Source organism: Gelidibacter mesophilus DSM 14095 (genome assembly GCF_000423005.1).
GTDB lineage: Bacteria > Bacteroidota > Bacteroidia > Flavobacteriales > Flavobacteriaceae > Gelidibacter > Gelidibacter mesophilus.
Window position 1 is genome coordinate 192,076 of the sequence record NZ_KE383968.1, and the last position, 12,966, is coordinate 205,041.

Genomic DNA, 12,966 nt, shown 5'->3' on the forward strand with positions numbered 1-12,966 from the left:
CTAACCAAGTTTCAATTCATGACTACTAATTTTTTTTAAACCCTTAAATGGTTATTTTTACAAAAAAATAACTTGAAGGTACTTACCGCATCCGACCATTCTATTCCACAGACCCCATCAGTGGTGACTATTGGCACCTTTGATGGCGTTCATATTGGACATCAAAAAATTATCAAAAAACTGATAAAAAAGGCATCTGACAAAAACTTGATCTCCATTGTGCTTACCTTTTTTCCGCATCCTCGCATGGTTTTGCAACAAAATTCAGATATCAAACTTCTGAATACCATCGCTGAACGCAAGGAAATTTTATCAGCATCAGGATTGGACTATATCTACGTAAAAGAATTCACCAAGGTTTTTGCCGATCTTTCTGCCCGTGATTTTGTAAAATCTATTTTAGTGGACAAGCTACACGTCAAACACGTTATTATTGGTTATGACCATCAATTTGGCAAAGATAGAAGTGCCAATATTGATGATCTCAGAAGGTTTGGATCTGAGTTTGGGTTTGAAGTTGAAGAAATCTTAGTGCAAGACATAGAAGATGTTGCCGTGAGTTCTACAAAAATAAGAACGGCGCTCAATTCTGGGGATATTAAGACCGCAAAAGCATTTTTAGGATATGACTATTATATCAACGGAAGTGTGGTAAGAGGTAAAGGTTTTGGCAAGAAAATGGAATTTCCAACGGCAAATATCAGCGTTGATGAAGCTTATAAACTGATTCCTAAAAATGGTGTTTACGCGGTATCTTCCACTTACCAAGGCAAAACCATTTATGGAATGATGAATATAGGTATCAATCCAACCTTTGACGACAAAAAGAAAACCATTGAAGCCCATTTTTTCGATTTTAATAAGGATCTCTATGGTCAGCATTTAAGAATTACTTTCTTGGACAGACTGAGAGATGAGCAAAAATTTAAATCGGTTGATGCTTTAATTGCACAACTGAGACAGGACCAAATAAAAGCTAAACAGATTATTGCAGCGCTTCATGCATAAAATTCTCTTTAAACATATAGACAATAGTGCCCTCATTGTATTCAGGATTATTTTCGGGTTTCTTATTTTTATGGAAAGTGCGGGCGCTATTTATACGGGTTGGATCAGGCGTACCCTTATAGAACCTCGAGAAACATTCTCATTTATTGGGTTTGAATGGCTACAACCTTTGCCCGGCAATGGCATGTATATCTATTATGCAGTCATGGCGCTTTGTGGGTTTTTCGTAATGATTGGCTATAAGTACAGATGGAGTATGCTCACTTTTACCTTACTTTGGACGGGTACCTATTTAATGCAAAAATCGTCCTACAACAATCATTATTACCTGTTGGCTTTATTGAGTGCCATTATGGTGTTTCAGCCCGCACATAAATACCTCTCTGCAGATGCACGGTTGCATCCTAAAATAAAGATGATCTCCATGCCAAATTGGTGTGCTTTGGTTTTTATTTTGCAGATGCTCATTGTCTATTCCTACGCTGCCGTTGCGAAAATATATCCTGATTGGCTAGATGCCACCGTAGCAGAAGTTTTAATGAAGAGTAAAAAAGATTACATTATAGTTGGAGAACTCTTGCAACAAAAGTGGACGCATTATACGATTGCCTATGTTGGTATTTTATTTGATGCCTTAATTATTCCGCTATTATTATGGAAACCTACGCGTAAAGCAGCATTCTTCATTTCTATCTTCTTTCATTTATTCAACTCTTTCGTATTTCAGATTGGTATTTTCCCGTACCTCTCTTTGGCCTTTGCGCTTTTCTTTTTTCCTACCAAAACCATTCACGGCATCTTTTTAAGAAAAAAACCGTTTTATGATCGGGAAGAGATCATTGTTCCAAAATATGAAAAACCCTTTATTGCCGTCTTTGTTATCTATTTTATTGTGCAAATAGGATTGCCACTGCGTCATTGGTTTTTTAAGGATGATGTGCTTTGGACAGAGGAAGGACACCGCCTATCCTGGCGCATGATGCTTCGTGCTAAAAGTGGCCGAACCACATTTAGGGTTGTTGACGCCAAAACCAATGTTCAGATACCGATACAAATTCAAGATCTGCTCTCAAGAAAACAGCAACGAACCGTCAGTACCAAACCCGATGTGATCTGGCAATTTGCGCAACGTTTAAAAAGAATGTATGCGGACCAAGGTCGGGATGTGAAAGTTTTCGTTGATGCTTCGATACGCATTAATGGCGGAGCGTTGAAACAGCTCATTGATCCTGAGGTAGACTTGGGTAGCGTAAAATGGCATCCTTTTAAACACAGCGAATGGTTATTGCCTTCCCACCAGGAAAACGCTTCTGAAAAATCGGAAATTAAGAATTATTTTGACTGAAGTTATAACACTTCATTCGGAAGGCTAAAATTTCCTTATTTTTGCCATCAAATTAAACACTCATGTTACAAGTACCATTTATTAGAGATCACAAAGAAAAAGTGATCGAAGGTTTAAAAAAACGAAACCTTGATGCTGTGCAAATGATTGATGAAGTCATTGCCCTTGATGAAAACCGACGTCGTCTACAAACGGAATTGGATAACACTTTGGCAGAATCCAACAGTTTGTCTAAAGAAATCGGAACCTTGTATAAATCCGGTCAAGCGGATAAAGCCAATGCTTTAAAAGAAAGGACTGGAGAACTCAAAGAGACTTCTAAAACTCTTGGGGATGACCTAAATAGTACTGTTGAAGCATTGAGCCAATTGCTCTACAAACTTCCAAATGTACCTCATGAGAGTGTACCTGCAGGAAGCACTGAAGACGATAATGAAGAAGTTTATAGAAAAGGTGACATCCCAACCTTGCACGCTAATGCCCAACCCCATTGGGAACTGGCGAAAAAATATGACATTATAGATTTTGAACTGGGCAATAAAATTACCGGAGCAGGATTTCCGGTTTACAAAGGTAAAGGTGCCAGATTACAGCGCGCACTGATTGCTTATTTTTTGGACAAAAACACCGCTGCGGGTTATACAGAATACCAATTGCCACTTTTAGTGAACGAAGCCTCTGGTTTTGGCACCGGGCAATTACCTGATAAAGAAGGGCAAATGTACCATGTTACTGAAGACAATTTGTATTTGATCCCGACCGCTGAAGTTCCTGGTACTAATATTTTTAGGGATGAATTACTTAATGAATCAGACTTACCTATTGGCATTACAGGCTATACGCCGTGTTTCAGGCGTGAGGCTGGAAGTTATGGCGCACATGTAAGGGGCTTAAACCGTTTGCATCAATTTGACAAGGTAGAAATTTTACGTGTGGAGCATCCAGACAACTCTTACAAAGCTTTGGATGGCATGGTAGAACATGTCAAAGACATCCTTAACGAACTCAAATTGCCATACCGTATTTTGCGTTTGTGTGGTGGCGATATTGGATTTACCTCAGCCCTTACTTATGATTTTGAAGTGTTTTCTACAGCTCAAGACCGGTGGTTGGAAATTTCGTCGGTTTCAAATTTCGAAACCTTTCAAGCCAACCGTTTAAAACTGAGATTTAAAAATGCAGAAGGCAAAAATGAACTGGCACATACACTTAACGGAAGTGCACTGGCTCTACCAAGAGTTTTGGCCGGAATTTTAGAGAATTACCAAACGGAGGATGGTATCATTATCCCCGAAGTTTTAATTCCATATACTGGATTTGCTAAAATCTAATACGTAGGATTTATCCTGTGTTTTTCGATAAAATGCTAAATATTCACGTTGTTCAACGAATATTTGGCATTTTTTTTTGTTTTTGTCTAAAATATTTTCAAGTTCGTAGTCCTGAATTGAAATTAACCCAAGATGAAAAATTTTATACGCATTTTGATAGTCATATCCTTAGTGGTATTGCTAATTAAAGTTTTGTTTTAAAATATAACAAATCGACCCATATACATTACAATACCAAAGCAGAATATTTGAATCATTTTATAAGTAATGGTTAATAGCACATTTATTTTGATGGTAATGCCCAAACTCACGTTTGGGCATTTTTTTATTAAAACATTCACAATCCCGATGCCTCTAAGTGGGTATATTTACATAAATTAGTCTCATGACACAGCTCCTATGCTTCCTTTTCCTCTTGATGGGCTACTTTTCCTTTTCACAAAGTGACGAAGAACTATTGGCCGCGGACTATTATAAACGTGGTCAATTTGAGAAAGCACTCCTCTCTTATCAAAAACTATATAATGAGCAGCCTGATAATTATAATTTCATTTTCCATCTGATCAAAACCCATCAGCAGCTGGAACAATTTAATGCCGCAGAGCAGCTTCTTAAAACTAAAATGCTTGTTTATAGAAATCCGTCCTTGGTGATTGAATTGGGATATAACTACCAATTACAAAATGACATGGATAAAGCCACGACCTGTTATGAAGAAGCGCTCAAAAATATTGAAGAACGTCCTAATTACACGCCACTAATTGCACGCCAGTTTGAGCAACATTCTTTGTTGGATTATGCCATTAAAACCTATAAAAAAGGCATGGCACTTGATCCTAAATTAAATTACAATCGTGAATTGGCAAGGGTGTATGGTGAACAGGGCAATATTGAATTATTTTTCACCAACTACTTGGCCTATATAGAAGTAGCACCCGAGTATTTAAGCAGTATCAAAACAGAATTCAGTGATTTCATTTCAGAGAATAAGGACAATGAAAACAACATCCTTCTAAGGAAGCTTTTGCTCAAAAAAATCCAAGCACAGCCGGACACGTATTGGTATGAACTTTTAAGCTGGCTGTATATTCAGGAGAAAGCCTATGAGAAGGCATTTACGCAAGAAAAAGCACTGTTTATGCGACAACGCGAAAGTTTAAATCGAATTATTGAGTTGGCTTTAACCGCACTTTATGATAAGGAAAAAGTGGTAGCGACAGAGATTTTTAATTATGTATTAGAAAACACGCAAGATCTTTCCACTATTTTGGTGGCTAATCAATATCTCTTGGACATTGAAATTTCAAATGCCACCACCAAGGTTCTGCCCGAAATTGAAAAAAAATACAAACAACTTTTTTCTACTTATGGTTCTTCTGAATCAACCTTGGGGCTTCAAATCGCTTACGCCGATTTTCTAGCTTTCCATTTGAACAGGCCCGAGGAGGCCAGCAACTTTTTAAAAGAAAGTTTAAAGCTCAAAATCTCCGCATTTCAGCAAGGCGCTGTCAAAATGAAATTGGGGGATATTTTGGTATTTCAGGAAAAATTTAATGAAGGTTTAATTTATTACACCCAAATCCAAAACAGTGTAAAAAATAGCGTCCTCGCACAGGAAGCTCGATTTAAAGTGGCAAAAACAAGCTATTACAAAGGTGATTTCGAATGGGCTGAATCACAATTAAAAATATTGAAGGCCTCCACATCACAACTTATTGCGAATGACGCTCTCGATTTAAAATTGCTCATTTCTGATAATAAATACGAAGATTCACTTCATGTGGCCTTAAAACTTTATGCTAAAGCAGATCTAATGGCCTTCCAAAACAAGAATGACGAAGCCATCTCTATTTTAGATAAAATACTGCTAGAGCACCAAGGTGAAAGTATTGAAGACCAAGCGCTTTTTAAACAAGCAGAACTCCTTGTCCAAAAAAAGCAATATGATAAGGCCATAAAAAATTACGAATCTATCATTGGCAGCTATAATGACGGTATTTTAGCGGATGATGCCTATTATTATTTGGCCGAGTTGTACAATACTGTTCTTTCGGAACCTGAAAAAGCAAAAGCGCTCTACGAAAAAATCATCTTTAATCATCAAGACAGTATTTATTATGTAGAAGCCCGAAAGCAGTTTAGGATGTTGCGTGGGGATGCGATAAATTAATAGTGAATATGATTTTACTTTGAAAAGCCTTCAAGACTAAAACAAACTATTATTGATAGAAACTTATTGGTTTTTTTAGCATAAAAACTGCTTGATAAAATATCCGATAATGGATATAAAAACATAATTAGTCGTGTATTGATGGTTAAAATATTTATTGAACTTAAGTAACCACAATAAAATAACCAGACATTAACTTTTAGTGGATAATAAATTGAAAACCCTTAGTCAAAAATCTGAGAAGTTTCGTTATTTGCAAAACCTTATATCAAACCTTTAATCTAAGAATTGGTTTCTTAGGATTTTAATAAATTAAGCTATGATCATATACAATGTTACCTCAAATATAGACGCCAGCATCCACAACCATTGGCTAGTTTGGATCAAAGAACACATTCCTCACGTTTTGGCAACCGGTCATTTTACAGAAGCAAAACTCACCAAGGTTTTAATCAAAGAACAAGAAGGAAGCGTGACCTATTCTGTGCAATACAGAGCGAAATCACGTGAAGCACTTGATAATTATTATAAAAATGATGCCGACAAATTACGTCAGGAAGGCCTTAAAAAGTTTGGAGAGAAAGTTTTGGCGTTCCGTACAGAATTGGAAGTGATTGATGAATATAGCGTGAAAATTCATTAATCTGCTTTTTCTAACCCAACTTATATTTTAAGTACAACGCTTTTATCTGACCTAACCACAAGCATATTCGAGAGAAAAAATAAACCAAACGCCGCCTAGTCGAAAAAAATTCTCACTAACTTCGCACACCAAGCGCGCTGGTTCAAGCGGCTAACTTTTTTAAAACCATCATAATCTGTGACAAAAGAGCATCAAGTCAGAGCAAAAAAACATCTCGGTCAGCATTTTTTAACGGATGAAAGTATCGCCGAAAAAATTGCAGATTCGCTTTCCTATAAAGGCTATGGGCATGTCTTGGAAATCGGACCGGGCATGGGTGTTTTGACCAAGTATTTATTAAAAAAAGACATCACGACACATGTGATCGAAATTGATACAGAATCTGTAGAATACCTCAAAAACAACTATCTCAACCTTGCCGATCGCATCATTGAAAAAGACTTTTTAAAGTATGATTTAAAAGAAGTTTTTGATGACCAACCCTTCGGGATTATCGGAAATTTTCCTTATAATATTTCATCACAGATTCTTTTTAAGACTTTAGAGATGCGCCATCAAATTCCGGAGTTTTCGGGAATGTTCCAAAAAGAAGTAGCCTTACGCATCTGCTCCAAAGAAGGGAGCAAAGTGTATGGTATCCTTTCGGTATTGACGCAGGCCTTTTATGATGCTGAATACTTATTTACGGTTCCACCTTCAGTGTTCAATCCGCCACCAAAAGTAGATTCAGGAGTGTTATTGTTGACACGAAAAGAAAATTACACGCTTCCCTGTAATGAAAAACTATTTTTCAGGGTCGTAAAGACAGGATTTCAACAACGTCGCAAAACGCTTCGCAACAGTTTAAAATCATTTGATTTATCTGATAATTTAAAATCAAACCTTATCTTTGACCAACGGCCTGAACAATTGAGCGTACCACAGTTTATCACCTTAACCCAGCTGATAGAAAACGATCATTAATCCTTAAAAATACTCCATTTGCAAGACAACAGAGAGAACATACAATTTGAGCTGACTGACGAACTCATTGAACAAGTCCAACTACTCATCGAAACTAAAAACGACGAGGAGCTTCACAGACTTTTAAATGATTTTCACTATGCTGATATCGCAGAAATTCTTGATGAAGTCAATTTGGATGAGGCGATGTATGTGATCAAACTCTTAGATTCTGAAACGACCTCTGAAGTTTTGATGGAGCTGGATGAAGACAATCGAGAGAAAGTCTTACGAAACCTTTCTGCAAAGGAGATTGCCGAAGAAGTTGGAGAATTGGATACGGATGATGCCGCAGATATTATCTCTGAACTTTCTGCAGAGCGCCAACGTGAAGTCATCCACCATATTGAAGATGAAGATCACAAGGCTGAGATCACGGAATTATTGGCCTATGATGAGGACACCGCTGGTGGCCTCATGGCAAAAGAATTGGTTAAAGTTTATGAAACCTGGACGGTCGCCGGATGTTTACGCCGCATCAGGGGGCAAGCCAAAGATGTAACCAGAGTCCACTCCATTTATGTGGTCAATAAGCAGAACAAACTTATTGGGCGTCTGTCCTTAAAAGATTTAATAGTTGCCAAAAGCGATGAGAAAATTGCGGATATCTACATTAAAAGTGTGGATTATGTGACGGTGGACGAAGATCCGGAAGAGGTTGCAAAAATCATGGCTAAATATGACTTAGAGGCCATTCCTGTTGTGGACGACAATATGGTTTTGTTAGGAAGGATTACTATTGATGATATCATTGATGTTATGATTGAAGAGGCGGATAAAGATTACCAATTGGCTGCGGGTATCACCACAGATGTTGAAGCCGACGATAGTATATGGCAATTGACCAAAGCACGTTTACCCTGGTTACTTATTGGTATGTTTGGTGGTATTGGTGCGGCGAGTATCATTAATGGCTTTAGTGATGCCATGTTGCAGTTTCCGGCCTTGTTATTATTCATTCCATTGGTTCAGGCTACCGCAGGAAATGTAGGTGTGCAATCCTCAGCCATTGTGGTCAAAGGTTTAGCTAATGACACGATTGATGGCAATATCGTAGGACGGCTTTTTAAAGAAATGTTGCTGGGCGTGGTTAACGGACTCGCCATTGCTTTTGTCGTCCTAATTATTAGCCACTTCGGTTTTCACACCACTTACCTAGAATCGCTGACCATTTGCGTGGCCTTAGTCACCGTGATTGTCATGGCCGCATTAATTGGTACTTTTATTCCTATTTTCTTGGACAGACGTGGTATTGACGCGGCCGTAGCAACAGGACCATTTATAACCACAAGCAACGATATTTTCGGGATTTTGACCTACTTCTTAGTGGCCAAATTTATATTGGGCTTTTAATTTGTTGGACCTTCCATTTCTGGTTTTTTAGAACATTCAAACTAGAACCGCGGTCCAATGATGAGGTTCAGTTAAATACTTTCCAAACCCGGCATTTAGTGTAGACTTGAGCGTCTAAAGTAGATTCCAAATAAAACAAAACTGCAAAATATTGGATCTCAAAAATTATTGTCCAAAAGTTTCATTTTAGACCTAACTGACGTTTAGTTTCTCTATAGGACATACTATTTGCGCTTTAGTCCAAAATTAGAACCCTAATGCTAGGTAGTTTAAGAAACCTCTAAATCTTTTGCATTCCTATGGCCTATTACGAAAAATCAAATGGCTTTTTCTTAAATTTGTATGAACGTTAAAAACTAAGATTTACGTTTAACCTAAAGGTTTCCTGACTTCGCAGGACTGATGCTATGAAAATACTCCACCTCGATACCAATCATCCTTTGCTCATCAACCAACTCAATGCCTTAGGCTTTGAAAATGACGAAGATTACACCGCCTCAAAAGAAGCGATTAAAGCCAAAATCCATCAGTATGACGGTCTGATTATAAGAAGCCGGTTCAGCATTGATCAACAATTATTGGATGCCGCTAAAAATCTCAAATTTATAGGCCGCGTTGGTGCAGGATTGGAAAATATTGATGGCGATTATGCAAAACTAAAAGGCGTTACCCTCATTGCAGCGCCAGAAGGAAACAGAAATGCCGTTGGTGAGCATGCTTTAGGCATGTTATTATCACTCTTCAACAAGCTCAATAAAGCAGATCAAGAAGTGCGTTCCGGAAAATGGCTTCGTGAGGCCAACAGAGGCATAGAACTAGACGGAAAAACCGTTGGACTTATTGGCTATGGCAATATGGGAAAGGCCTTTGCCAAAAAACTCCAAGGCTTTGACGTTGATGTGCTGTGTTATGATATTAAAGCCAATGTAGCCGATGACAATGCCAAACAGGTGTCGTTAGCGGAGTTTCAAGAAAAAGTGGATGTTGTTAGCTTACACACCCCTCAAACCCCATTGACTTTGGATATGATTAACAGCATTTTTATCAGCGCATTCAAAAAATCGTTTTGGCTAATCAACACAGCTCGCGGCAAAAGCGTAGTTACAAAAGATTTGGTAACGGCTTTAAAATCAGGAAAAATTCTTGGTGCTGGATTGGACGTCTTAGAGTATGAGAAAACGTCTTTTGAAGATCTTTTTACCTCAGAAATTCCAGAAGCATTTCAATACCTCATTAATTCTGAAAATGTGCTCCTCACACCTCATGTTGCTGGTTGGACCATTGAAAGTAAAGAAAAATTGGCCCAAACTATTGTTGACAAAATAAGGGCTCTTTTTAGCGTAACACACAATTAAAATTCAATCATTTAAGAGTTGAAGTTCAAATTTGGGTATGGAATTATGGATATTGACGAAGGATATTTACTTCACAACGATGAAACGGCCATTATTGCAAAATCAAATGTTTTTTTATTACCTTTAAACTTCTAACCTTTAAAACATTACAACAAATGACTGACAATAAAAATTTAGGCGACGATCTCAACGAGATGCTAGATGATACCCAAAAAACTTCAGATACATTTTCGGACAAAACAGGACGCAGAGCCGATGCCTTCAATGAGGATGCAAAGCGCACCGCCCATGAATTTGAAGCTGATGTCAACGCCATATCAAAGGATGGTAAAAACATTGCTTTAATTGCGCACCTGACATTAATTGGATGGATTGTTGCCCTTGTGATGAACAACAATACGAAGAGTGAATTTGGCTCATTTTATATCCGTCAGGTCTTGGGATTAGGACTGTGTGGCCTTGTGCTTAGCTTTATTCCCGTTTTTGGCTGGATTGTAAGCTTAGGAATTCTTGTGCTTTGGATTATGAGCTTGGTGGGTGCACTTGCTGGCGAAAAGAAATTAACCCCCGTTTTGGGCGCCTATTTTCAGGATTGGTTTAAATCCTTATAGCATTCTAAATTAGACTATTTTAAAAGAGCCAAGTTGATGATGATTTGGCTTTTTTTTATGCTCTTAAAGAATAAGGATGCGATTCATTTTTAATATAGGGTCTTAATTCTCTATTTGGAACCTTTTGAATTAAGCTTCCTGCTTGTTCGTATTTCATTAATGGTCAATACTATCTCTGTGAGATTTGTTAGGTATCAAAGCTTTAACAGGATCATTCAAAATTAAGTTCACCAACGGAGACAAATAGTTCAATGGTCAATAATTGTAACTCCTACTTTGTACTTGACATAATCGTTATTATCAATGTGCTTTAAGAAGTAGATATCTTTAAAATCATACGGTTCCCTAGCTATCTTCTTCCAACTATTATTTAAAATCCAATTATAATTTACCAAATTCAGTTTTTCAATCTCATTATTTGACAATTTAATTTCTTCTGTTGTCATAACTTCAAAGGTTAATTTTGAAACTTGTATATCCAGATTGTCTCTACCACTTGCTGGATCGAAATAGTAATCGCCGTCATTTTTTGCTTCTTCTACTTTTTTTTGATGATAATCATATTCCTTTTTATTCAATAAATTTATGAACCCTATTTTTTCGCCAAACATCATATAACTCATGGCATATTCGGAATTAACATCTTCTAAGAGAAAATATACATTTTCCTTTTTTTGAGAAAAAGAGAAGATGGAATGAGTAAATACTTATAATAGCACAATCCTATTGACATTCATTATTTTAGAATTTTCATAATTAATGATTTAGTATATCTCAATTTTCAATCTTTCGCCAAGTGGTTATAATTCCATTATTATTTTTAACAGTGAAATATTTTGATTTCATTGTTACAATTTCCATAGTATCTAATTGGTGCAAGATCGGTGCTCCAGTCTCATCTGCTTGTTCCTTTAGGTAAACTTCAATGTTGTAATTTTTATTTCTGATGAGATTAATTTTTTGTTCTACAAAACCAAGATAGATAACGTTCAATTCAATTTGACTTCCGTCTTTAATCGTTTTGATTTCAACATAACCGTCTTCATTAGCACTAGATCCAGTGTAGCCTAATTTATTGGTGCTGTCTTTAAAAAAAACATTAGCATATTCTATTGGTTCACTTTTCCGTTTATCATAAACACTAACGGCTAAATCAATACTGTCAGAATTATTTTCCCATATACTTAAATTATAATAACCGAGGGATTTTGGCAATGTTCTATTGTAATCTACAATTAAAAAGTTGTCCATTAATTTAAAAATTCCTTCGCCATATTCCTTTGTGCCTAAATGTCCACTAAATTTATATGTAAACTTATTATCAGATTCAAAAGTTATACAGTTAGAAAAATCCATCAAATCATAATCTATACAAAAACTGCCTTTTAATGTAGTTTGAGAGTAGACATTGTTAAACACTATCCCAATTAAAATTAAGATTATTTTACTACTTACATTTAGTCCCTTTAGAATTTGAATTTCCATTTTGTTCATTTTTTAATATATTTTTAATTTTATCTCTTTCTGCTTGACTAGGTACTAGAATTTGAAAAGAATAAGTTTCCTCGATCATACCATTTTCTTTTGTAAATAACCCTCCAAAAGCCATGGCTCTATAATACTCCCATTCTAAATTTCCACCCGATGCATATTTAGTGTCCCAAGCATATAGAGAAACAGCCATTGCATCGACGTACTGCCCCATAAAATTGTGATGAAAAGCTTCGACATCATAAATATCACAGCCAGTTTCCTCAGCGTATGATTCCATTTTTCTTCTAAAATCAAATCCCATATGAATGGGGTCGGCATACTTAACATTTAAAAATGCATGCACCATTTCATGAATCATAGTTCTAGCAATTGATAATTGCGTTGCATTCTCAAGATATAAATCGTTAATTGACGTTGATACTCCGGTTGTGGATGCAGCCGTAGACTCTCTTAAATTTTCGTTTTTAATAGAATAATTGTGATTGTCGCTATCATTAAACAACTTCAATATAGACTCCGCAAAGGTTAAATTCACCTTTGAAGTTGGTTTCATTATTTTCTGCAACAAATCTTTCTTTATCATTTCAATTTCGAGCTGATTAAAAATAGCTTTCGCACATGAGTTAGTTAAATTGTTACGGACATCGTATGTAG

At 36.6% G+C, this 12,966-nt stretch carries 12 protein-coding genes; 9 read left to right on the forward strand and 3 right to left on the reverse strand.

The genetic code is table 11. The features are described from left to right. Positions 1 to 72: 72 nt before the first annotated feature. The 9 genes from G525_RS0118790 to G525_RS0118835 all read left to right on the forward strand — a co-directional run bounded on the left by G525_RS0118790 (position 73) and on the right by G525_RS0118835 (position 10,818). Positions 73 to 1,008, forward strand: a complete 936-nt coding sequence (locus G525_RS0118790) for a bifunctional riboflavin kinase/FAD synthetase (RefSeq protein WP_051210021.1) — start codon at positions 73 to 75, stop codon at positions 1,006 to 1,008. Then, positions 1,001 to 2,353, forward strand: coding sequence for an HTTM domain-containing protein (locus tag G525_RS21465; RefSeq protein ID WP_051210022.1), 1,353 nt, complete (start codon positions 1,001 to 1,003; stop codon positions 2,351 to 2,353). Before G525_RS0118790 ends, G525_RS21465 begins: the two co-directional genes overlap by 8 nt. 62 nt (positions 2,354 to 2,415) lie before the next feature. After that, complete coding sequence (gene serS / locus G525_RS0118800; protein WP_027127516.1) at positions 2,416 to 3,684, forward strand: serine--tRNA ligase; 1,269 nt, start codon at positions 2,416 to 2,418, stop codon at positions 3,682 to 3,684. 385 nt (positions 3,685 to 4,069) lie between these two features. Next, on the forward strand, positions 4,070 to 5,854 hold the full coding sequence (locus G525_RS0118805) for a tetratricopeptide repeat protein (RefSeq protein ID WP_027127517.1): 1,785 nt from the start codon (positions 4,070 to 4,072) through the stop codon (positions 5,852 to 5,854). Between the two features lie 319 nt (positions 5,855 to 6,173). Further along, positions 6,174 to 6,497: a DUF4286 family protein gene (locus G525_RS0118810; RefSeq protein ID WP_027127518.1), complete on the forward strand. Its 324-nt coding sequence runs from the start codon at positions 6,174 to 6,176 to the stop codon at positions 6,495 to 6,497. 177 nt (positions 6,498 to 6,674) lie between these two features. Continuing rightward, a complete protein-coding gene (gene rsmA / locus G525_RS0118815) occupies positions 6,675 to 7,460 on the forward strand; it encodes a 16S rRNA (adenine(1518)-N(6)/adenine(1519)-N(6))-dimethyltransferase RsmA (RefSeq protein WP_027127519.1) in 786 nt (261 codons plus the stop codon). Positions 7,461 to 7,478: 18 nt separating this feature from the next. Continuing rightward, positions 7,479 to 8,852 (forward strand): magnesium transporter, encoded by a 1,374-nt coding sequence (gene mgtE, locus G525_RS0118820; protein WP_027127520.1) that lies wholly within the window; start codon positions 7,479 to 7,481, stop codon positions 8,850 to 8,852. Positions 8,853 to 9,259: 407 nt separating this feature from the next. Further along, the gene (locus tag G525_RS0118825; protein ID WP_027127521.1) at positions 9,260 to 10,207 is read left to right on the forward strand and encodes a 2-hydroxyacid dehydrogenase; all 948 of its coding nucleotides are present in this window, start codon (positions 9,260 to 9,262) and stop codon (positions 10,205 to 10,207) included. 155 nt (positions 10,208 to 10,362) lie between these two features. Further along, the gene (locus G525_RS0118835; RefSeq protein ID WP_245577829.1) at positions 10,363 to 10,818 is read left to right on the forward strand and encodes a DUF4870 domain-containing protein; all 456 of its coding nucleotides are present in this window, start codon (positions 10,363 to 10,365) and stop codon (positions 10,816 to 10,818) included. Between the two features lie 248 nt (positions 10,819 to 11,066). On the opposite strand, the gene G525_RS0118840 is transcribed toward G525_RS0118835, so the two are convergent. The 3 genes from G525_RS0118840 to G525_RS0118850 all read right to left on the reverse strand — a co-directional run. Then, positions 11,067 to 11,441, reverse strand: coding sequence for a hypothetical protein (locus tag G525_RS0118840; protein WP_027127523.1), 375 nt, complete (start codon positions 11,439 to 11,441; stop codon positions 11,067 to 11,069). Positions 11,442 to 11,592: 151 nt separating this feature from the next. Beyond that, positions 11,593 to 12,303 (reverse strand): carboxypeptidase-like regulatory domain-containing protein, encoded by a 711-nt coding sequence (locus G525_RS0118845; RefSeq protein ID WP_169514464.1) that lies wholly within the window; start codon positions 12,301 to 12,303, stop codon positions 11,593 to 11,595. Next, a partial coding sequence (locus G525_RS0118850; RefSeq protein WP_211222948.1) for a hypothetical protein occupies positions 12,266 to 12,966 on the reverse strand: 701 nt, incomplete at its 5' end. The genes G525_RS0118850 and G525_RS0118845, both read right to left, overlap by 38 nt.